A 21462-nucleotide genomic window follows, 5' to 3' on the forward strand; every position below is an offset into this window, starting at 1 on the left:
GTCGTATTCTTGCGCTGAAATGAGTATGATAAACCTCTATTGGATAATTTTGAAATATTATGAGTAGTCGCGAACAAAAGAAACTTCAAACTCGGCACGCCTTTTTTAATGCGGTGCTCGATCTCTGTATGACAGGGCAGTCTTTTAGCTCCATCAGTCTCAGGCAGGTGACACGCGAGGTTGGTGTCGTACCGACGGCATTTTATCGGCATTTCGATGATATGGAATCGCTTGGACGGGCCTTGGTGGTTGAAGAGTTGGGCGGGACGCTCGCCACCTTAAGCGAAAGCCTGCAAATTGGCCGTAAGCGAAGTTTTGATCGGCAAATCGCTAAGAGTATTCAGCTGTTTTTATATATGGTCAGCGAGCAGCCTTGCTATTGGCAGTTTTTGGTCAGTGAACGCTATGGTGGTTCAGAAGCTGTGCGCAAAGCAATCAATGAATTAATTAAAAAGCATGGTCAAAGCTTAGCAGAAGATTTGGCTTTACAGCCAGCATTTACGCACATTAACGCCTACGATAGACGCTTGCTGGCTGAAGCGGGGGTCAATATGTTCTTCTCTTGGATTATTGATTGGCTAGAACTGACCTATTCTGAAGATCATGATGATGAGGCTGACTTGGCTGAGATTGAAAAAAAGAAACATCTGATGCTGCATAACTGTACTCGCCAAGCACAAATGTTGTTTTATGGCGCATACAATTGGAAGTCTACCGAAGAAACTCGTTTGAGCGACGATTAAGCAATCTATGCAACCTTTGAGTGCTAGGGCGTGCCGTCATTTCAAAAATGGCGATAAAAATGAGATAAATTGCCGTCAAACAAGAAGAATAGCATCGATAGCATCGATAGCATCGATAGCATCGATAGCATCGGGATATTAACCAACTATTTGACCCTGTTTGGCAAGACTTAGCCATTCTTAGCCTATTTAGATGACTATCGAGTAAATTGAAAACACGCCCTAGTTAAAAGCTCGGCCGAAATGCCCACAGACGCTGCGTAATAACCTTAATGGACTTCGCTTTTTTGCTCTTATTGTCATTGCCCGTACTGTTGGCATCATCGCTACTTTTGTCAGCCTCACCATCATCAGTGGCGGTTTTGCTAATCAAGACGGTGGCAAAACGTTGCCTTGTTTGACCTGTATTGGCACTATCTGTTGCCGTGATAAGCGCCGTAAAAGCCTGACTGTCAACGGCTAATAGTGGCGTTAGTGCTGCCCGCTGCTCTTCATTCAAACCGCCCAATATTGGCAATTGCCACAATTCATCGATAGATGGCAATACTTGCTTGCGCCTCATTTCGGTCAACCCACGCATCTGCTCGCTAGTCACACCGTCCATCAGAGACGCCAGCAGTTCAGGACTGGCAGTATTGACATTGATAGGCACATAATAAGGAACGGCGCTAAGATAAGGGCGCAGTGCTGCTAACACTTCAGCACTTACTCCTCGAACGTCTTGTAACTGCTCGACGCTAATAAATGGCTGGTTCGGTAATGTCCTATCTACTGCCCCGCTGCGCTGCTGCGAATAAACCACGCTCTCATCACCGCCATCTTGATAGACCTCACCATCTGCATCTTGATAGTCCAGTACCGCAATGGCGATATCGGGCTCTAGATTTAATTGTGTTAAGAGTCTTTGAAAGACCATTAACGCAGCGGTATTAACCGCACCATTTTGATATAAGTTATTAATATTAAAACGACTGGCTTCGTCGCGCAATTCGATGCTGATGCTGTGATTATCTAGAGCATAAGGTGGTATCGGCTGCGCCCAAATATCTTGCTCGCTGTCCGTATCGTTTAGCTTATTATCAGCGCGAATCAAAGTCACTGCCAATTGCTGACCAGCATTAATGTCTTGTAGTAATTGATTTTGATCAAACAACAAGCCACTACGCCTGATGGCAATCTTTTGACTGGCAAGCATTGCCCCGGCGACCACCGTAATACTGACCACCAATAGCAGGATAGTCAGCAGTGCTACCCCGCGCTGAGAATGCGCTGTCATGGACATAAACGGCCTCTATTATTGAGCCAATGGCACATTGTCAATACCTTGTAAATTAGCATTTCCCACACCAGCGTTCGCAGTATCGCTACCATTAGTATTATTACTGTTGCCCTCATTACTGCCATTATCGTTGCTGTTATCGCTCTTGCTATTTGGTGCATTTTGCATACTACCACGTGGAGACGGCTGCGGGGCAAGTGCCCACTGCCACGTGATAGGCATATCTTGATACGTAAAGCTAACGGCAATACCTTTTGGCAATAATTGCACCTCAGCTTGGCTATTCGCTGTATCAGCCGTCTGCCCAAAGGCTCTAGTCGTATTGTTGTTATTGCTACTGCTGTTTTCGTCAGGAAATTTGGTCGCAATTTCTGGTAAATAGGCCTGCCAGCGTGCTGCGGTCACCCCTTCTAGCAGTACGCTATCCAAGCTAACGCTATCATCTCCAGCGGCAAGACTGGTATATTGACGGCGAATTAAGCGCTCATCGGCAAAAATATATTCAATGTGCTGCACACTGGCACTACTTTGGTAGCGTGGATCAGGATCTGCGAAGCGTACAAATCTAATATGCTCGCCATCTAAGCTCATAAAAGGCTCAGACTCTATAATATTGGCTTGAGTGCTGTCACTGTTAGTAGTGTTCGTTGAGACACTGATATCTCGCGTACTGGGTGCTTGGTAAGGAATGATTTGTCCTATGTCTTGCTGTAGTTGTAGATAGGTATATTGCAAGACAGCCAAATTATCAGCATGAAATTGCGCACGCTCACGGGCGCGGTTCACGCTATCAAACACTTGCCAACCCGCCACTGCCAGCATCGCAAATATTGCCATGGCGACCATCAGCTCAAGTAGGGTAAAGCCACGCTGCTGCCTCACAGGCTGCCTCCACTTGAATTTGGGCTCGCCAAATCAAGGCTACCCATATCCTGTTCTGGATTACTCAAGACCACCTTAATATCGGTCACTGTGCTGCCTGTCTGTCCATCGATAATAGGTGCGACAGCGATAGTCACCTGCTTTAAGGCGGGGCTAATGGTATCGCCGACTGTCATCATCACCTGCCAATCCCGACCTTGCGCATTAAGCGTTTGGCTGCGATTGGCGGTTAGCCATGTCTCTTGGATTTGTAAATCGGCAGCCGCGTTTTGGGCAACGAAATGAGCCAGCGTACGGGTACGCAACACATCAACCGAGCTGAGATACGCACTGCTGGCACGGCTAGCAGCGACAGCGACGACGGCTAAAATCGCTAAGGCGACCATCACTTCAATCAGGGTAAAACCGCTTTCGCGTATCGATTTCAACGATGACTTTTCTGATGATTCAGATGAAATGGCTTTGCTGGCTTTATTAACAGAACTAACAGGCGAATTAGGTAATTTAATCATCCATTACAGTCCTTGTCCTAGCGACATACTACCATCAGGCATGATGGTAATCACCTCACCCACCAAGCGCGATTCATGACGCACTTCAATCGTTACCGGTGTCGCTTGCCCAGTACCAAACCATAATATTTGCGGTACCGTTTGATCGGTAAACCAAGGTTGTAGCGTTTGAGTCTGCCCAGCATTTGCAGCAGCGTTACCAGCATCTAAGCTTTGCACACTCAAACTCACTCCAGCAGGCAGTTCAGGTAAGGTAACTTCGGGTTCAATCTCCCAACTTGGCGTTGCTACGTCCCCATTCACACCTGACATCCCAGACAAATCGGTAGACAACTCCATGGCATTTTTAGCACGACTGTCCGTACGATCTGAAGCGGCTTCAGCCGTTTGATAGGCAATATAAGGATTTGATAAAGTGACAATAACGGGGTTTACTTGACCTTGTTTATCCGCTTGTAAGCTTAAGCCCATCGGCTGCATACGCTCAGCGGATAATAGCCTAACGTAGCTCAGCGAATCGGTAAGGTGTTCATAAAAGGCACGGTTTTTTCGAGACTCACTACTACCAACTGATAAGCTCATCATGCCAGCAAAAATAGACAGAATGACCACAACCACTACAATTTCGACAAGGGTAAAGCCCGCTTGCCCGATATGCCTAGGCGCGTGAAGAGCTGGTATTGAAGATATCGAGGAAGTCGGTTTTGACATACAGAAGTCATCTAGAATGGCGTCATCCTACTAAAAAATAACGCTATATTGAATGGTATAAACAAGACGAAAGACGTGACGAGTTATAAAAACTATAAATCTGTACACATATTAAAAAATAAATTTAACGTGCTGCCATACAGAATATAACAACACGGATTTTTATAAAAGAATAGCTGCTTATGTTCAAAACATAATAACAAGCTAGTAATTGGTATTACGATGCTCTTCGGACTCAGTATCGATCTGCTCCACCAGCTCTTGCATATCCTCATCCATCACCTCATCATCGTCAGCAGGATAATGGCTAGGCAACTCGAGCATTTGCTGAACGAAAGCATAACGCAAGGTATCACGGCGACCCAAGTAGCGCTGATAAAAACTTGAGTTCAATAATCCTGCGCCGCCCTGACCCATCGCCCAAATCGAGGACAAGTAATCACGCGTACTTAAATTGCTGTGCTGCTCCTGTAAATACGCACTGATAATATCAATCAAACGCTTCATACGCTGACGGCGAATATCGTACAACTCACCAAACAAGCGATTGAGACCTGTCACTGATGCCGCCAAACGCTCTTCGATTTGATTGAGGAGCATGGCTTTTTGTGGATTGAATAATTGCTGAAAAATCATACGGGCCACACCAGCCGATGGGCAGTCATCAATTCGATTGATCTCAAACAGCTGCTCTTCATAACGAATAATAATACGCAAGTAAAGCTCATCTTTACTGGAGAAATGCTTATATAAGGTGCCTTTAGCCAAATCAAGCTGGTCTGCCAAACTGTCTAAAGTGATATCACCATCGCCTGACTCAAGTAACAGTTGCTCTGCCATCGCTAAGATATTCTCTTCTCGTGCCTTGAACTGATGCTGACGACTCATAATCTCTCCTAAAACCTGACAAGATTAAGCATATGACCATCGTATAGATTAGTGCGTCGGCAACAAGAGTATGAGGCTATACAAAGTCTGCTCGAAGACTACCAAGGGGAATATGCTTATGTTTGCTAAATAGTCATTGATAATCATATGCTTACGTTTGAGATAACAACTAAAAATAACGTAAAGCAATAACACTATCTAATAAATGACTGAGTGGTCATAGCATAACCATTTTAATGATACTGTGCCAGTAAATTTTCAAAGTTTTTTGCAGTCATTGCACCAACGTCATCGCTACTACAGCCATACATCTCCGCCAGACAACTCGCAACGTAAGGTACATAAGCGGGCTCATTAGGTCTACCACGTTTAGGAACAGGCGCTAAATAAGGACTGTCGGTTTCGATAAGCAATCGGTCTCTAGGCATATTTTTTGCTGCATCTTTGATATTTTGCGCGCTTTTAAAGCTAACAATACCCGAGAATGAGATATAAAACCCTAAGTCTAGCGCCTGCTTCGCGGTCTCCCAATCTTCGGTAAAGCAATGAATGATGCCGTGTTCCGCCCCTTCCGCCTTTAGGATATCAATGGTATCTTCTTTGGCATCACGCATGTGTATGACCAGTGGTTTTTTCAAGCTTTGGCTGGCATGAATATGGCGCGCAAGGCTGGCTTGCTGCTCTTTTTTGTTCTCCGTCGACCAATAATAATCTAACCCCGTCTCCCCTATGGCCCACACATGCTCGGCATCGGCAGTTTCTATCAGACGTTCGACCGTCGCTGATTGTAATACGCTGATATCTTCACAAGGGTGGATACCGACGCTCATGCCGAGATTTAACGTTTCATCACCATAAGTGCTGACGATTTTAGCAATTTCATCATATTCAGCAAAATCACACATAATGGCCATCGCTCGGGTGACATTGGCTTCTTTCATGGCAGCAATCGCGCCGGATAATTGACCATCGTACTTGGTCAAATCCAAACGGTTAAGATGGCAGTGGCTATCAGTAAACATAAACAATCTCGTTAATAAAATAGAAAAATTAGGTTTGAAACGTTAAATGAATAGGGTTATTTATTGCTCTAAAGCGAGCTGTTTTCAAGTAAGGTTTAACGATACACTATCAGATAGTTAATAAATCATAAAAGCGGTTTGTTAGCAAAAACATTGCGTCATCTACTCACTCTTCATAAGCCCTTTATTATGAACCATAAAAAAACCATCAGCCTCTCCCCCATCATAAAAACCCTATTACCCAAACAACTATACAAAAAGCGGTTTTTGTTACAAGACAAAGGGCACAACAATCATATCAAGATTGCTAAAGACGTACGCATCATTGGCAATTCAGCCATTACCATTCGTAAAGGTCATGGCAATCACATCACTATCGGTAAGGGCGGCAAATTTAATCAGTTAAAAATCGACATTAACGGCAGTCACAATCAAGTCACGATTGGAGAAAAAGTTAAGTTCTCAGGGCAATTATTGATCGTTGGCAACCATTTGCATATTTATATCGGTGAGCATACTACCGCCATCGACTGCTATATTCTGGCACGTGATAAAAGTGTGACTATTGGTAAATCTTGCATGATATCGCGCGGTATTGAAATTCGAGCGACTGACGTCCACAAGGTTTACGATATAGACTCTAATAAGAGGTTAAATCCTGCTCACTCTAACGTCATTTTGGGCGATCATATTTGGATTGCTGCCAATGTAACTGTCTCTAAAAACGTTACTATCGCTAGCGGTTGTATCATTGCAGCCGGTGCATTTGTCAATAAACCAGTGACCACACCAAATTGTATGGTGGCGGGCGCGCCTGCAAAAATCATTCGCCAAAATGTACGCGGGGAGCGTTAAAGACTCAGGGTATAAGGCTAGTTTTACCATGCCAAACTTTGCTATTTAAAATTAATGTAACGGCACCACACGCATCACCTCTTCTAAGGTCGTCACCCCTTCACTGATACGCTTCGCACCCGATAAGCGTAGCGGCTGTACGCCTTCACGGTAGGCTTGTTGTTTCAATACATCCAAATTGGCATCAGCTGCCACCAGTTTTTTTAGCTCATTCGATAACGGCATAATCTCATATAGACCAACGCGACCTTGATAGCCGGTATGGCGACAGTGCTCACAACCCTGCGCTATATAAATTTGTGCTGGTACAGCAGCGCGCCAAGGCTGTACCAGCTCTTGCCACTGTATCGCAATTTCACTGTCTGGCGTAACATCGACTGCTTTTTTACAATGCGGACATAACGTACGTAGCAAGCGCTGCGCCATTACGCCTAATATCGTCGCTGAGGTCAAAAACGGCTGAATGCCCAAATCATGCAAGCGAGTGAGTGAACTGGGTGCATCATTGGTATGCAACGTCGAGAGCACCAAATGTCCCGTCAGCGATGCTTGCACGGCCATATTAGCAGTCTCAGCATCACGAATCTCACCGACCATAATAATGTCTGGGTCTTGGCGCATCAAAGAGCGAATGCCGTCAGCGAAGTGCAAATCAACGCCCGGATTAACCTGCATTTGGTTAAAAGCGGGCTCAATCATCTCAATAGGATCTTCAATGGTACAGACGTTGACTTGTTCTGTGGCGAGCTGCTTAAGCGTACTGTATAAAGTGGTCGTCTTACCTGAACCGGTCGGGCCGGTGACTAAAATAATGCCGTTTGGATGCGCGGTCAACTCGTGCCATGTTTCAAGCTGCTTGCCAGACAGACCAAGCTGGGCAAACGAGCGCACCAACACTTCGGGGTCAAATACCCGCATGACCAGCTTTTCACCAAAAGCCGTCGGCATGGTAGAGAGACGTAGTTCAGTCTCTAACCCTTTTGGTGTACGGGTTTTTAGCCGGCCGTCTTGCGGTTTGCGCTTCTCTGCGACATTTAAACGGCCCAAGATTTTAATCCGTGCTGTCACCGCGACGATAATCGCCAGCGGCATCTCATAAACGGTGTGTAATACGCCATCAATACGAAAGCGCACTTTTCCGGTCTCGCGACGTGGCTCCAAATGAATATCACTGGCGCGTTGCTCAAAGGCATACTGCAACAACCAATCGACAACCCTGACGATGTGTTGGTCATTGGCATCGGGATTGGTATTGTCGCCAAGCTGTAACAACGCCTCGACATTGGTGACATCAGCCGCCGCACGCTTATGTAGAGAGTTTGCCCCAGCAATCGCTTGCGTGACTTGATAAAACTCCTGTCGATAGCGATTGATCTGTTCAGGATTGATATAGACCGTACGATAGCTTTTGGACTTAATTAACTTTTCTATATTAGAGTGCCAGTCTGTATAAAACGGCTGATCGGTACCGATGACCACTTCATTTAACGTGACCTCAATCGGCAAAATATGCTGCGAGCGCGCATATTCGAACGACATCAGCTGCGTGACGGCTGGCACATCAACTTTCAGTGGATCAATACGCACAAGTGGCATGTCTGCTTTGGCCGCTAGCCATTGATTGAGCCATGCTATCGTTAATTTACTCTCAGCATGACCATCAAGCGCATGATCATCAAGCGCATGACCATTAGGCAACCCAAACTCACTAATCGTCAGAAGCGGATGCTGCGCCTTATCACGGCGACTGGTTATCACCAGATTATAGCCGCGCTGATCAATTACTCTATCTGCTAGTAATTCATCAAGACACCAACGTAAATCAATCACGATCGAATATTTTTGAGCAGACATATTTTTCTTCTTTTATTGGTCAATAAATATTTCACAAATCAGCAGTTTATAGCTTTCACTTTCATGGCTTTGATAAAGCATAAATACAGTGCGCCAATTTCATGCTAAGGAGTCACTGCTACAACGGCCGTTATTTGCAACTGTCCCGATTCTATCAGCTGAAAGCTGACATCAACAGACTTATAGCGCATGGTAAAACGCTTATTTAACTCGGTGCGCCGATAGGCAGGACGTGGATCTTGGGCGATTAAGGCTTTGATAGTGTCTAGATCAGCCATTATTAACTGTTTTTGAGTTTTATCAATGACTGCTTTAACTGATGATTGCTTATTTTGAGCATTTTCTACCGCTGCATTTTGCGCACTTTGATTGGCGACAATTTGCAAAAACTGCTCATAAGCCAGCTCGATAATCGTCACATCCAACAAGTGCGGCGCAGTTTGCGCAAAACCACTTTTTGCATGACTCAATGCATCACTATAAGCCACATAAGGTTTGATATCGATAATGGGCGTACCATCTATCATATCAGCACCGCTGATGATAATTAATACCCGACCTTGTATCACCTCAATACGCTCAAGTTTCACCACAGACAATCCCAAAGCGGATGGTCGATACATACTACGACTGGCAAACACGCCTATTTTTTGATTACCACCAAGCCTTGGCGGTCGAACTTGTGGTCGAAAACCGCTACCTGTGGTATCAAGTTGGTCGTTTTGATGTTTCTGTTCGTTTTTGTGATTCTGATTGTCTTTATATAAATAGTTGTGATGAAACTGCCAGCTGATCCAAATATGGCTAAAAGTGTCTAAGCCAATGAATGCCGCTGGCGTATCGTAAGGCGCTAGCATCTCAATTACACTAGTCAGCGCCACCAAATTCGGTTGTCTTGGCGCACCAAACTTCTGTGAGAGCGGCGCACGATGGTAGCCAATGATTGGTGCTCGATGCTGGTCATTCAACAAGGCATTATCGCCAGACATATGGTCACTCCACTGATAACAAACGGTCTTTATCGAGCCAATTGGCTCAAGCATACAAAATTACTCACTAACGATATTCCATTTTATCATGGTACATCGTGGCTGCTAGACAGATTTTTATTTTAAAGTTTGGTATTATGAGCTTGAAATTTATTGAGAATGGCTTGCATTCATACAATACCTATAGTGCTTATGAGGACAAAAACCTTATGACTAGCCTACGATTCCTTGTATAAATGTGAAAAAAATGCTTTGTAACTTGCTTCATACATTCACAATATTATTGGTTTTTGGCTAAAAAATATTTCAAAGCATGAGCATTTATAGTCATTTTAATATTTTAATAATAATTACCCGCTTATATATGATTAGCGTCCAACAGCTATCATTGAAAATTCTAATTTCATACTCATTTACACTTAACGATAAAAATAGCGACTTATTAACGAGGACTTTATGTCAAAACTTCGCACCGAAACGGTTACAGAGGTTCATCATTGGAATGATGCCTTATTTAGCATCAAAACCACACGTGACGATGGCTTACGCTTTCGCAATGGCGAGTTTGCGATGATTGGTCTCGCTGTCGATGGCAGACCACTGCTACGCGCTTATTCGATTGCTAGCCCTAACTATGAAGACCATCTAGAGTTCTTTTCTATCAAGGTTCAAGACGGCCCTTTGACCTCACGCCTACAACATATCAAAGTCGGCGATGAGCTATTGGTCAGCAAAAAGCCCACCGGCACGCTAGTCTTAGACGATCTACTACCCGGTAAACACCTTTATATGTTGTCCACTGGTACGGGGCTTGCGCCATTTTTGGCCTTGGCACGTGACCCTGAGGTTTATGAGCGCTTTGATAAAATCATCTTGGTGCATGGCGTTCGTTATGCAGATGATTTGGCGTATCGTAACATGTTCGAAAATGAGCTGCCCAACGATGAAATCTTTGGCGAATGGTTCCGCGAGAAGTTTATCTACTATCCAACGGTTACTCGCGAAGAATTTAGAAATCAAGGCCGTGTAACCGACTTAATGAAATCAGGCAAACTTTTTGAAGATATTGGTTTGCCACCGATGAATAAAGACGATGACCGTGTCATGATCTGTGGCAGCATGCCATTCAATGCGGAAGTCTCTGAGATTTTAGATGGTTTTGGTCTCACTGTGTCGCCACGCATGGGCGTGCAAGCGGACTATGCGGTTGAGCGCGCCTTTGTCGGTTAAGATTAATGTGATTAAAAGCACAATTATTATAAATAATTCTTGACGCTAAAAAATAGGCTGCTATAATACGCAGCCTATACAGAGAACACTGTAGCCCAATTCGATAAGGTTTGGCACAATAGACTTTATCACCTAACATGCCAGTGTGATGGAATTGGTAGACATGACGGATTCAAAATCCGTTGCCTATAAAGCGTGTCGGTTCGAGTCCGACCACTGGTACCATTATTTATTAACAATAAAGCCTCCTATTTTGGAGGTTTTTTTGTGCCAGCATGATTGGTCATTATGTTTATATTCCTACCTCATATTGCATGACGGCACTTATTTTGATTGGTACTGCGTAACCCCAAGGTGTTCCGCTGCTACAATAAAAATATCCGTCATAGTATGAGACAATATAAGCGGTAAAATCATTACCATAATGATCCATCATTGCTTGCTCATCGCTGTTATCACAAACTGCACACCATATCTCTTTATCACCACGTGTCAGCATTGCTCTTGTCAAATCGCTCCCTTTTAATTCGTTATTCATCAGCAGCTCCTTAATTGTCTTGCATCATCATTAAAAAGACATCTTTTTACGATGATGACTTGTGCCATTACTTGCTCTAAAAGCATGGCCTGAGCTATAAACAACACCTATCATTATTTTAGTAACTAAGCGGATAAGGCATTTTTTGTCCTTTCAACAGTCGTTTACTTCTGTTGAAATTCTAGTGTAAAACTTCAGAAGGAAAACTGTAATATAAAAAGCATTTATTTATGATAAACGGTATTAATTTATCGATGACCAGATAGTCATCGCACAATTATTAGAATAATTGTTAAGAAAAATTTCATGCGATGATAAAGATAAGCCTATTAATAGAGGCACACTAACTCACTAGAAGTTTAAATCAGAGCTATTTATGTCTGTTACTTTCTTAGATCTGTTCATTCAAGCATATCATCGTAGCTCGTTCCCACCTCCTACAATCAATACCAAAATAATCACCAAATCAGGTAAAATAGTTGTCATGACTGCTTCTATCAAACCAAGCTTGCGTAAGATTATTCACATCGACATGGATGCTTTTTATGCCAGTGTCGAACAGCGTGATTTTCCTGAGCTACGTGGCAAGCCATTAGTAGTTGGTGGTGACCCAAATGGTCGCGGCGTGGTAGCTGCAGCTAGCTACGAAGTCCGTAAATTTGGTGTGCGCTCGGCGATGTCCTGTTACGAGGCGCGCAAACGCTGTCCTGAAGTAGTATTTGTGCGACCACGCTTTGATGTCTACCGTGCGGTCAGTAGCGATATCCGCAGTATCATGCACCGCTTGACACCGCATATTGAGCCGTTATCTTTGGATGAAGCTTATCTCGATGTCACGGGTTTGCAAGCCCAGCAAGGTTCTGCGACTTTGATGGCCAATTGGTTACGGGCGCAAATCTTAGAACAAACTGGATTAACAGCCTCTGCAGGCGTGTCGTTTAATAAGATGCTAGCCAAAATTGCTTCTGATATTAATAAGCCTAACGGTACAGCGATTATCACCCCAGCTGATGCTGATGCTTTTATTAGTACACTACCTATCGAGCGCTTTCATGGTATTGGCAAAGCAACTGCCAAGCGCCTCCATGCGATGGGTGTGAGCAATGGCGCCGACCTTCGACGCACGCCAGCCGCTATATTGGTGCAGGAGTTTGGTAAGCGTGGCCAGTTTTATCATGACATTGCTCATGGTCGTGATGAGCGCCCTGTCAAATCTGAGCGCACGCATAAATCGGTAGGCTCTGAGACCACATTTAGAGACAATCTAAACAATAACGACGAACTAAAAGCACAAATCTACGAGCAAAATGACGATGCATTTAGACAAATGCAAAAGAAGCAATTGATTGCTTATACCATTACACTGAAGATTAAATACGCAGACTTTACTCAAATTACGCGCTCACACACCTTATCGACTGCATTTGTGAATGCTATAGATGCTCACTACTGGTTAGATAAGCTTTTTTTAGACATTCCACGCGAGCTGCCTATTAGGCTGGTTGGGGTGACTTATTCTTCATTGACCCCTGCCACACAATTATTACCACAGTTAAATTTATTTGAATAACCTAGGGTCTGTTGAACATTCAAATATTAGGACTACTGATTGCTAAAATCGTCCCAAACCTTTTATCAAATCAGGCGTAAACCGACGATAATGTCGAGACCTTAGCTAGGTTTACAACAACGTTTGGGGTGATTTTAGTATCAGCCTTTCAGGGCAGGGCTATTTTTTGCCAATACATGGCGAAATTATCTAACCTAGAATGACTAGGCGTCAAAAATTTCACTGCGTATTGTCTAAAAAATAGCCACTGCCAGTGCCACATTTGAATGTTCAACAGACCCTAATATTTCTTTGGTGGAACAACTATAGGATTAATTATGATTGATAAAAATGCTTAGGCTATTTGGGTAACCAAAATAGCTTTTACGCGAAATCACCCTTTAGAGCGTATCCTCATTTTAAAAATACTGATAAAAATGAGATGAATGGTAGTGTGTGTTAAACATTTAGTTGCTTACGTTTAGATTGAGGACATGCCTTAGTAATTATCCTTTCATATTCTGATTTCTGCTACAATTACGCCAAAATTCTATCCTTTCAAAGACTGATTATGACCAATTCTCACCCTGTAGTTGCCGATAGTAATACTGCCATTCATATTGATGGAAACAATGATAGCTTAAACTATTTGAGCGTAGATGATTACGATTATGAGCTGCCAGATAGCTTGATTGCTCGTTACCCGTTGTCAGAGCGTTCAGCCTCAAAATTGTTATACCTGCCTGCCGACAGTAATGATAAGGTCAGTCCAGTAGAGGATCGTTTATTTGCGCAATTACCTGATTTGTTAAATGCGGGCGATTTGATCGTATTTAACGATACCAAAGTCATGAAAGCGCGCTTGTTTGGTCAAAAGGATACCGGCGGCAAGGTGGAGGTATTGATTGAGCGTTTGATTGAACTCTCGGATTTGGATATAGCGACTCTGCACTTAGTGACGACGGACGAGCAACCAGTTATTAGAGAGCATGTGGCCCTTTGCCATGTCAAAGCCAGTAAAGCGCCAAAACTGGGGCAGCGATTAGCGCTCGCTGATGGTCACATGGGCTGCGTGATGATTGGTCGCCAAGACAATTTGTTTATTTTAGCCTTTGATGCGTCTATTCTGCCTCATTTAGAGCTTTATGGTGAGTTGCCCATTCCGCCCTACTTTGAGCGTCATGCTGATGACACAGACAATACGCGTTATCAAACGGTCTTTCATGATCCAGCCAAGCTTGCCAGCGTCGCCGCACCCACAGCCAGCCTACATTTTGATGAGACAGTATTAAATAGGCTTTCGGCAAAAGGCATTCATACAGCGTTTGTTACCTTGCACGTTGGCGCGGGTACTTTTGCTCCTGTTAAAACGGATAACTTACTCAACCACACCATGCACAGCGAATACGCACATCTGCCACAACCAACCGCCGATCTTATTAATCAAACCCATGCGAATGGCAAGCAAGTCATCGCTATTGGTACAACGGTGACGCGTGTCCTTGAAACTGCGTATCAAAAAACGGCAGTTGACGGCAACGCGCTTTCTAGCTGGTCAGGCGACACCGATATTTTTATATATCCTGGCTTTAAGTTTGGCGTCATAGACCGACTGCTGACGAATTTTCACTTGCCCAAGTCCACACTATTGATGCTTGTATCAGCATTTTCAGGTAAGGGCGCTATCGAACAAGCGTATCAACATGCTATCCAAGCTGAATATCGCTTTTTTAGCTATGGCGATGCGATGCTCCTTGATAAAAAAGTGAAATAATATTCTTTACTTAAAATATTATCAGTCAGCATTACTGTACAGTAGCTACTAAAAAACAACGTCTATGAAATAAACTGGTAAACTAAACCGTATTTTGTTATAACAGCACAGGTAACTCACATTCTAAGGGCTGCACATGTCTTGTCATTTATCTCATCGCTTGACTACTGTAAATTGTGCGGTGTCGATGGCGTTACTTTATTCCATAGGCTATGTGGCTATATCTTCTAGCGCGCAAGCAGCAACGATCGGTAAGACTGTTGTCACCTCTGCACAGCACGAACCCTTGACTGCCAGCATTGTGGTCACTGATATTAAAGCCGCCGACTTTTCAGCCAGCTTGGCCAATCCTGTTATTTATCAACAAATGGGGCTGACGCCAACAGATTCGATGACGGTTAGCTTTAGACCAACATCAGCGACCAGCGGTCAGGTTTTGATCAATACCACGCAGCCCGTCTCTAAGCCTTTTGCCGATGTGGTCTTAGCCATTAATGACGGGGGTCAACGTAATGTCATTCCTAAGACATTACTCATGCCTCTTGATGAGAGCGTACCGATTAAAGCCGCCAAAAACATCGTGACAGGGGCAAAAAAACCTAATTTACCTGTCGTGTCAGCCACCAATGCCAAACCGTTGACGGTTAGAAGAGGTGCGCCGCCACCACTGATATCAACACCTAAAGCAACAGAATTAACAAAAGCAACTGCAACAACATTGTCAGCGGCTAAAATGCCTGTGCGCACTGCTCAAACCTCTATTCAAGCCCCAACCGTTACGCCAAACTTGCCGGAAAATACTGCGTCTACGCTACAAAGCAATAGCCCTGTTTATGCCCCTAGCCGCTTGGATAATGGCCGTTTGAATGGCAGTTTTAGTATCAATGATAGCGTTGCTTTGGTTGGCGCTAATGATAATAGCCGTGAGTCGGTCAGTCATTTGGACAATGGTCGTGCAAATACTGACAACAGCGTTATGACAACGGCTGCTAGTGGTAACGATACCAGCGCTATAGTCAAGGCAGCTAACAATTCTACCGAAAACAAAGTAATCGCTAATAAAGTAATGGCTAATAAAGTAATGGCTAACAATGTCGCGGTAAATAATGAGACGACGGCTGAAATCACTGACAAACAGTTCGATATTCTGAATATTCAAATCACAAGACAGATACAGCCTAGTAATAAGAGCAATAATGGCATCATGGTCAACTCGTCTACATCGCCGCTACCAAGTAACAATGCTGCAAACGCTGCAGCTATACCCGCGGCAAATACTAGCAACGCTATTACTACAGCGCCAAGCCATATCCCCTCTAGCGAGATTGCTTCAGCTACGCCAACAGTAAATAGCAATGTCGCAGCTACAAATGGTACAGGAACTAACAACGCTAGTAGCACGCCAGTTGACTATCAAGTACAGCGTAACGATAGTTTGTGGGTCATTGCCCAGCAGGTTGCTCAGAAAAACAATCTAGACGTTCAAACGGTCATGAAACAGATTCAGGCCCAAAACCCGAATGCTTTTATCAATAAAGACGCAGATCAACTCAAAGCAGACGCTAAGCTGAGCTTACCCGACTATGAGGTTGTGCCATCACAGCAAAATCTAGAAGCGGCTATTGATGCTCAAAGACGATATCGAATGAGCGCAAACACCCCTAGCGGTAAGGAAATAGCGGCAGCAAAACCAGCGGCAAAAATAATGCCTAAGACAGCGCCTGAGCAACCATCTAAGACAACTCAAGCAGCCAAAAATCCTGAGAAGCCAGCCATTACTAATACTCAGACATTGCCAACAGCGCGCTTTTCTGTACTCGCGCCCGGTCACGATGCCAATAAAAATGGCAACGCCGATGGGACTCAAGCCAAAGCAGCAACCACCACGGGTAATGGTCTCAGTACAGAAACTTTAGCGACGCTCAAAGCCTCTAGGCAGAAAGCGGCATCACAAGCGCAGCGCCTGTCAAAAACCAACAGTACACTCGACAGCTATACTAGAAAACTGCAATTACAAAACCAAAAACTGGCGGAGCTTCAAGCTCGTCTCAAAAAATTACGCAATCAATAATTGCCTGACTGATCAGCGCAGTGTACTGCAAACAGTGATCGTAGGCGTGGGAGTAACTATGGACAATATGCTATATATCATCGCCGGACTGGTGCTTATTTTACTAATAGCTGTCTTGGTAATGCGCAAAAATAAAGCGCAAAAACCATCGGCACGCGCGCCTATACAGGCTGGTAAAAACTTGGCAGCCAATGCCCCAGTAACCACTTCTGGAGCCAATCAGCATCGTCCTACGCAGCAAAACGCGAGTAACGAAGGCAAGTTTGATAATCTGTCGGTTGCTCAGCGTTTTATCGATCAACAGCGCTACGACAAAGCCATCGAAACCCTCAATCGTGGTCTCATAGAAAAACCCAATGACAGCCAGCTATCACTTAAGCTGCTGGGTATATACGCGACCATCAATCAAACAGATGACTTTTATAGAGTTTATGACGGTATCAAAAGTCATAGTGATGCAAAAAGCATTGCACAAGCTGACGAACTAAAAGCCTTGCTGGTTGAAGAGCAGAATCAAGTAGCACAACATGCAGTCGCGGCGCAAGATACTCAAAATACTGACTTTGAAAGTTTAGATTTTGACTTACCTGCCAGCCAAGTCAATAAGACACCTACTGTCCAAGATACCGTTTCTGCCGAAGATAGTGCGATTTCTTTACTTGATACGCCTACTGAAAAACCCGCAGTATCTGATGATTTTAATGATGTCAGCGCTACCACTGAAAACGTCGATGACACCTTTGAGCTAACACTTAGTGACTTAGAAGATGATGTTGACGAACCAACTGCTACTAGTATTATGCCGGTCAGTCAGGTCGATATCGCTGAAGAAGAAAATCTGGCTCTAGATGCTAGCAATGCTACGCCTACTATTCAAGACGATGATATCAGCGACTTCGACTTTGGCCTTGATGTGCCTGCACAAACCGATAATAATACCGAGCCTTCTGTCAATGCCGCTGTTATTGATAGCGCGTCTGAAGACATCACGCTAGAAGATGAAGACTTTGTCTTAGATTTTGCAGACTTAGAGACTGCTGTGGATGCTGATGCTGAGCAAGCGACTAATGAAGCCACTATAGATGCACCTCAAAATAGCGAAGATGACCTTACCTTATCGTTAGATGACATCGATGAATCACTGCCTACCGATGATGTCTTAGAGAGTGAACAACCTGCTCTTGTGGAAGAGAATGATCTTGGTGATTTTGTCCTTGAAGAGAACAACTTTAAAGACAATGACCTTGAAAGTGACAGCTTTGAAGACAGCATCTTTGAAGACAATAGTTCTGAAGAGTTTCAGCTCGATGATAATAACGTAGAAAATACTCGTGAAGAGTCTAGCATTACACCTACTATGCCATTGATGTTCGATGACAATACTTTGATAGGTGATGATTTTGACTTTGACTCGCTAGCAGATGCACCAACGGCAGCGACACCCGTTGAAGCTGAACCTGACTTAAGCGCGCTAGACAGTGAGATTGTTACTGACAATCAGGTCGAAATAACTGAAGACTTCTCTTCACGTTTCGCCGCAGACTTTGACTTTGTTAAAACCTTGGATAGCAATCAAGTCACTTTAGATCTAGCTGGTCAATACTTACAGTTGGGTGAATATGATAGTGCCAAACGTTTGCTAAATGAAGTCATCACTCAAGGTACTAGCGAACAGCAGCAGCAAGCTCAAGTGCTACTCGACCGCACCGCATAGTCAATAACCTCTTCTCGTATCAGCAAGTATTTTCTATATCATTTAGAATAAATACTTGCTGATTTTTTTTGCATTTAACCTTTATAATATCTATTATCATACTACCTATCATTCCTAAGCTTTCCTCTCTTTTTTTCACATTCATTGACTGCGTCCATACTATGCCATCCTCTGTTATGACAAAAAACTTATCCGACCCTATTCACCTCATTTATGCTGGTGGTACTTTTGGTAGCTACGGACGACCCTTAGCACCTTTATCTGCTGAAATATTTTTGCCTACATTGCAACAACTGTTGGCTAAGCAAGATAATGCGAGCCATCTACCTAAGATTTCATGGCTTGACAATGCATTAATTAAAGACAGCAGCCAATTGACTCCTAGCAACTTTGTACATTTTTATACACTCCTATTAAGCGCCTATGCACAAGGTAACAGACGCTTTGTCTTAATCACTGGTACTGACACCTTAAGTTATTTAGGGGCGTTTTTAGCAGAAGCGTTCGCCGGTAGCGATATTAGTATCGTTGTGACTGGCAGTATGCGCCCGTTACTAGACAGTGAAGTGTTGCATGACTATAGTGTCGATGCCAATAGTGACGCATGGGACAATCTGACTGACGCCTTAAAACTCGCAGCGGCTGGCGAATCAGGCATTAAAATTTGCTTTGGTGGTGAGTCATGGCCAGCACAAACGGTGCAAAAGATACACAGTCATGATCTAATGGCATTTACCGGACATTCTCGAGCCGCTTATCCTGCCAATAGTTATATAAGAGCATTACCAGACACGCGGCGACAGCATTGGCTTGATGACCAATACGATATAATTGATGCTATTCAAGGTCGCGCTGAGCAGGTGCGCATCCATGCTTTATACTGTTTGCCTAATGACACCGAGGTGATGAGCAATCAGCTACAAGCATTATTGTCGCAGCCACCCTCTGGCATTATGCTACTAGGATTTGGCGCAGGCAATGTCCCCTATTCGGACGCGCTGGCAGCTGCTCTACAACTGGCTTATGAGCGCGGCCACATGGTGATCTGTGCCAGCCAATCGCCCTTTGGCGGGGTGAGCGATAGTTACGCTGCTGGTAGTTGGCAGTATGATTATCATGTAATAGCCGGCGGGCGCTTAACGATCCCCGCTATTTATGCTCGCTTATTATGGCTGCTGCTGCGCTATGACAGTCCTGCAAGGCGTCGACAGCGCTGGCTGAATAATGTCACCCAAGCTGGTACAACCATTAAAAAACGCTAACAGACCACTACCTCCTACTCAACTGTATATATTTTGAACACACCATGACTGAGATTAAGCATATAGCGTCTGACGATTCACCCATTTATACCTTAGCGATTGCAGTTGAGTTTTTGGGTACTCATTACCATGGCTGGCAACGTCAACGAGAAGTGCTCGGTGTCCAACAAGCGCTAGAGACTGCCATCAGTAAGGTCGCCAATGAACCGGTAGAAGTGATCGCCGCTGGTCGTACCGATGCCAGTGTGCATGCCAGCAATATGATTGCCCATTTTACTACCCATGCTTATCGGCCTACGCAAAACTGGTTGCGCGGCGTCAATAGCTTGTTGCCTGATGACATCGCCCTGCGCTGGATTCAACCGATGCCAGCGGACTTCCATGCGCGTTTCGGTGCCATTGCCCGCCGTTATCGTTATATCACCCTCAATCAAGCACAGCGCCCTGCTATTTTAAATCATCAAGTAACGCATATCTATGAGCCACTCGACTTGGCGGCGATGCAATTGGCGGCTGCCGATATCGTCGGTACTCACGATTTTAGCAGCTACCGCGCGGCGGCTTGTCAGTCTAATCAGCCGGTACGTACCGTTAGCCATGCTAGGTTATTTGCTCATGGTCAGTTTATTGTTTTTGATATCCAAGCAGATGGTTTTTTGCATCACATGGTGCGTAACTTGATGGGCACATTATATGCTATTGGGAGACATGACTTAGAGCCAAGCGATTTTTTAAATATTTTAGCCAAAAAAGACCGTACCATTGCACCGCCTACCGCCTCTGGTGATGGCTTGTATTTTATTAACGCCTACTATCCTGAACGCTTTCAGCAGCTATTACCTAACGCCCCTTTAACGCCCATTTGGCTAAATTTGCCCGACTGAATGAACTTCAATGGACATACATAACAGTTACAGACTGTCAAGTAAAAACCTAGGGCTGTATTGCTTTAATCAGCAAACTTACGTATAATATCGGCTTATTTTTAATTGATTGATACAAATTATGGCAAAAGACGAGATTATTGAATTTGAAGGCGAAGTCATTGACACCCTTCCAAATACATTGTTTAAAGTTCGTTTAGAAAACGGACACGAAATCATTGCACACATCTCAGGTAAGATGCGCAAGCATTACATTCGTATCTTGACGGGTGATAAAGTGAAGGTCGAAATGACACCTTATGATTTATCTAAAGGTCGTATCACTTATCGTGGCAAAAACTAAATTATTATTTCCTAGAATGGTTATAACGGCATTTGTATCGAGACGTTTTATTAATAAACGGTTTGCACTGATATAAATTCTTGAGTGGTTTAACGGATAATAATAATGATATTGCTAACCTACTCATTATTGCCTATCATATGCTAGTTATTGGTTTTTATCATAAAAAAATACCGCTATTCAACAGCGGTATTTTTTTGTCCGGCTTTTAAGATTTACTAGGACGTGTCCTCATTTTAAAAATGCTCATAAAAATGAGATAAATTGCCGTCAAACGAGGAAAATAGCGCAAATAATATTGGGATATTAATCAGCTATTTGACGATGTTTGGCAAAATTTAGCCATTTTTAGCCCATATAGA

General features: G+C 43.9%; 19 protein-coding genes and 1 tRNA gene. 11 read left to right on the forward strand and 9 right to left on the reverse strand.

What is annotated here, in order from left to right:
• Positions 1-59: 59 nt before the first annotated feature.
• On the forward strand, positions 60-743 hold the full coding sequence (locus ACSUPM_RS08705; protein WP_025650818.1) for a TetR family transcriptional regulator: 684 nt from the start codon (positions 60-62) through the stop codon (positions 741-743).
• Positions 744-969: 226 nt separating this feature from the next.
• Here ACSUPM_RS08705 and gspK read toward each other — a convergent pair whose 3' ends face one another.
• The 6 genes from gspK to ACSUPM_RS08735 form a co-directional block, all read right to left on the reverse strand.
• On the reverse strand, positions 970-2019 hold the full coding sequence (gspK, locus tag ACSUPM_RS08710) for a type II secretion system minor pseudopilin GspK (protein WP_201567619.1): 1050 nt from the start codon (positions 2017-2019) through the stop codon (positions 970-972).
• Positions 2020-2037: 18 nt separating this feature from the next.
• Entirely contained in the window at positions 2038-2904 is an 867-nt protein-coding gene (gene gspJ, locus ACSUPM_RS08715; protein WP_201567604.1) for a type II secretion system minor pseudopilin GspJ, read from the reverse strand.
• Positions 2901-3416, reverse strand: coding sequence for a type II secretion system minor pseudopilin GspI (gspI, locus tag ACSUPM_RS08720; RefSeq protein ID WP_101210875.1), 516 nt, complete (start codon positions 3414-3416; stop codon positions 2901-2903). The genes gspJ and gspI overlap by 4 nt, the downstream gene beginning before the upstream one ends.
• Positions 3417-3419: 3 nt before the next feature.
• A complete protein-coding gene (locus ACSUPM_RS08725; RefSeq protein WP_101210876.1) occupies positions 3420-4127 on the reverse strand; it encodes a prepilin-type N-terminal cleavage/methylation domain-containing protein in 708 nt (235 codons plus the stop codon).
• Positions 4128-4331: 204 nt separating this feature from the next.
• Positions 4332-5015, reverse strand: a complete 684-nt coding sequence (locus tag ACSUPM_RS08730) for a TetR/AcrR family transcriptional regulator (protein WP_025650823.1) — start codon at positions 5013-5015, stop codon at positions 4332-4334.
• 233 nt (positions 5016-5248) lie between these two features.
• Positions 5249-6037: a TatD family hydrolase gene (locus tag ACSUPM_RS08735; RefSeq protein WP_025650824.1), complete on the reverse strand. Its 789-nt coding sequence runs from the start codon at positions 6035-6037 to the stop codon at positions 5249-5251.
• Between the two features lie 189 nt (positions 6038-6226).
• Between ACSUPM_RS08735 and ACSUPM_RS08740 the strand changes: the two genes are divergently transcribed.
• Positions 6227-6892: an acyltransferase gene (locus ACSUPM_RS08740; protein WP_436879852.1), complete on the forward strand. Its 666-nt coding sequence runs from the start codon at positions 6227-6229 to the stop codon at positions 6890-6892.
• Positions 6893-6943: 51 nt separating this feature from the next.
• Here the strand turns inward: ACSUPM_RS08740 and ACSUPM_RS08745 are convergent, their stop codons facing one another.
• Both ACSUPM_RS08745 and ACSUPM_RS08750 read right to left on the reverse strand, forming a co-directional pair.
• Complete coding sequence (locus ACSUPM_RS08745; RefSeq protein ID WP_025650826.1) at positions 6944-8746, reverse strand: GspE/PulE family protein; 1803 nt, start codon at positions 8744-8746, stop codon at positions 6944-6946.
• A gap of 104 nt (positions 8747-8850) precedes the next feature.
• Entirely contained in the window at positions 8851-9735 is an 885-nt protein-coding gene (locus tag ACSUPM_RS08750) for an SAM-dependent methyltransferase (RefSeq protein ID WP_201567628.1), read from the reverse strand.
• Between the two features lie 456 nt (positions 9736-10191).
• Between ACSUPM_RS08750 and ACSUPM_RS08755 the strand changes: the two genes are divergently transcribed.
• Positions 10192-10965, forward strand: coding sequence for a ferredoxin--NADP reductase (locus ACSUPM_RS08755; protein WP_201567614.1), 774 nt, complete (start codon positions 10192-10194; stop codon positions 10963-10965).
• Positions 10966-11104: 139 nt separating this feature from the next.
• Positions 11105-11190 (forward strand) — tRNA-Leu (locus tag ACSUPM_RS08760).
• Between the two features lie 67 nt (positions 11191-11257).
• On the opposite strand, the gene ACSUPM_RS08765 is transcribed toward ACSUPM_RS08760, so the two are convergent.
• Positions 11258-11503 (reverse strand): hypothetical protein, encoded by a 246-nt coding sequence (locus tag ACSUPM_RS08765; RefSeq protein ID WP_201567755.1) that lies wholly within the window; start codon positions 11501-11503, stop codon positions 11258-11260.
• Positions 11504-11987: 484 nt separating this feature from the next.
• Between ACSUPM_RS08765 and dinB the strand changes: the two genes are divergently transcribed.
• From dinB to infA, 7 genes are all read left to right on the forward strand, one after another.
• A complete protein-coding gene (gene dinB, locus ACSUPM_RS08770) occupies positions 11988-13073 on the forward strand; it encodes a DNA polymerase IV (RefSeq protein WP_101210894.1) in 1086 nt (361 codons plus the stop codon).
• 550 nt (positions 13074-13623) lie between these two features.
• Positions 13624-14826, forward strand: coding sequence for a tRNA preQ1(34) S-adenosylmethionine ribosyltransferase-isomerase QueA (queA, locus tag ACSUPM_RS08775; RefSeq protein ID WP_025651382.1), 1203 nt, complete (start codon positions 13624-13626; stop codon positions 14824-14826).
• A gap of 136 nt (positions 14827-14962) precedes the next feature.
• Positions 14963-16897: a type IV pilus assembly protein FimV gene (locus ACSUPM_RS08780; protein WP_025651383.1), complete on the forward strand. Its 1935-nt coding sequence runs from the start codon at positions 14963-14965 to the stop codon at positions 16895-16897.
• A 58-nt stretch (positions 16898-16955) separates the two neighbouring features.
• Complete coding sequence (locus tag ACSUPM_RS08785; protein WP_436879853.1) at positions 16956-18611, forward strand: FimV/HubP family polar landmark protein; 1656 nt, start codon at positions 16956-16958, stop codon at positions 18609-18611.
• A gap of 176 nt (positions 18612-18787) precedes the next feature.
• The gene (locus tag ACSUPM_RS08790; RefSeq protein ID WP_025651385.1) at positions 18788-19873 is read left to right on the forward strand and encodes an asparaginase; all 1086 of its coding nucleotides are present in this window, start codon (positions 18788-18790) and stop codon (positions 19871-19873) included.
• A 44-nt stretch (positions 19874-19917) separates the two neighbouring features.
• Positions 19918-20757, forward strand: a complete 840-nt coding sequence (gene truA, locus ACSUPM_RS08795; RefSeq protein WP_037025074.1) for a tRNA pseudouridine(38-40) synthase TruA — start codon at positions 19918-19920, stop codon at positions 20755-20757.
• 121 nt (positions 20758-20878) lie between these two features.
• The gene (gene infA, locus ACSUPM_RS08800) at positions 20879-21100 is read left to right on the forward strand and encodes a translation initiation factor IF-1 (RefSeq protein WP_010199824.1); all 222 of its coding nucleotides are present in this window, start codon (positions 20879-20881) and stop codon (positions 21098-21100) included.
• Positions 21101-21462: the final 362 nt, after the last annotated feature.

It is taken from the genome of Psychrobacter okhotskensis (assembly GCF_965638355.1).
Lineage (GTDB): Bacteria > Pseudomonadota > Gammaproteobacteria > Pseudomonadales > Moraxellaceae > Psychrobacter > Psychrobacter okhotskensis.

What these genes read in the sequence shown, in the direction of transcription:
- ACSUPM_RS08705 (WP_025650818.1), top strand. Translation starts at nt 60, where the DNA reads ATGAGTAGTCGCGAACAAAAGAAACTTCAAACTCGGCACGCCTTTTTT.
- gspK (WP_201567619.1), bottom strand. Translation starts at nt 2,019, where the DNA reads ATGACAGCGCATTCTCAGCGCGGGGTAGCACTGCTGACTATCCTGCTA.
- gspI (WP_101210875.1), bottom strand. Translation starts at nt 3,416, where the DNA reads ATGATTAAATTACCTAATTCGCCTGTTAGTTCTGTTAATAAAGCCAGC.
- ACSUPM_RS08725 (WP_101210876.1), bottom strand. Translation starts at nt 4,127, where the DNA reads ATGTCAAAACCGACTTCCTCGATATCTTCAATACCAGCTCTTCACGCG.
- ACSUPM_RS08730 (WP_025650823.1), bottom strand. Translation starts at nt 5,015, where the DNA reads ATGAGTCGTCAGCATCAGTTCAAGGCACGAGAAGAGAATATCTTAGCG.
- ACSUPM_RS08735 (WP_025650824.1), bottom strand. Translation starts at nt 6,037, where the DNA reads ATGTTTACTGATAGCCACTGCCATCTTAACCGTTTGGATTTGACCAAG.
- ACSUPM_RS08740 (WP_436879852.1), top strand. Translation starts at nt 6,227, where the DNA reads ATGAACCATAAAAAAACCATCAGCCTCTCCCCCATCATAAAAACCCTA.
- ACSUPM_RS08745 (WP_025650826.1), bottom strand. Translation starts at nt 8,746, where the DNA reads ATGTCTGCTCAAAAATATTCGATCGTGATTGATTTACGTTGGTGTCTT.
- ACSUPM_RS08750 (WP_201567628.1), bottom strand. Translation starts at nt 9,735, where the DNA reads ATGTCTGGCGATAATGCCTTGTTGAATGACCAGCATCGAGCACCAATC.
- ACSUPM_RS08755 (WP_201567614.1), top strand. Translation starts at nt 10,192, where the DNA reads ATGTCAAAACTTCGCACCGAAACGGTTACAGAGGTTCATCATTGGAAT.
- ACSUPM_RS08765 (WP_201567755.1), bottom strand. Translation starts at nt 11,503, where the DNA reads ATGAATAACGAATTAAAAGGGAGCGATTTGACAAGAGCAATGCTGACA.
- dinB (WP_101210894.1), top strand. Translation starts at nt 11,988, where the DNA reads ATGACTGCTTCTATCAAACCAAGCTTGCGTAAGATTATTCACATCGAC.
- queA (WP_025651382.1), top strand. Translation starts at nt 13,624, where the DNA reads ATGACCAATTCTCACCCTGTAGTTGCCGATAGTAATACTGCCATTCAT.
- ACSUPM_RS08780 (WP_025651383.1), top strand. Translation starts at nt 14,963, where the DNA reads ATGTCTTGTCATTTATCTCATCGCTTGACTACTGTAAATTGTGCGGTG.
- ACSUPM_RS08785 (WP_436879853.1), top strand. Translation starts at nt 16,956, where the DNA reads ATGGACAATATGCTATATATCATCGCCGGACTGGTGCTTATTTTACTA.
- ACSUPM_RS08790 (WP_025651385.1), top strand. Translation starts at nt 18,788, where the DNA reads ATGACAAAAAACTTATCCGACCCTATTCACCTCATTTATGCTGGTGGT.
- truA (WP_037025074.1), top strand. Translation starts at nt 19,918, where the DNA reads ATGACTGAGATTAAGCATATAGCGTCTGACGATTCACCCATTTATACC.
- infA (WP_010199824.1), top strand. Translation starts at nt 20,879, where the DNA reads ATGGCAAAAGACGAGATTATTGAATTTGAAGGCGAAGTCATTGACACC.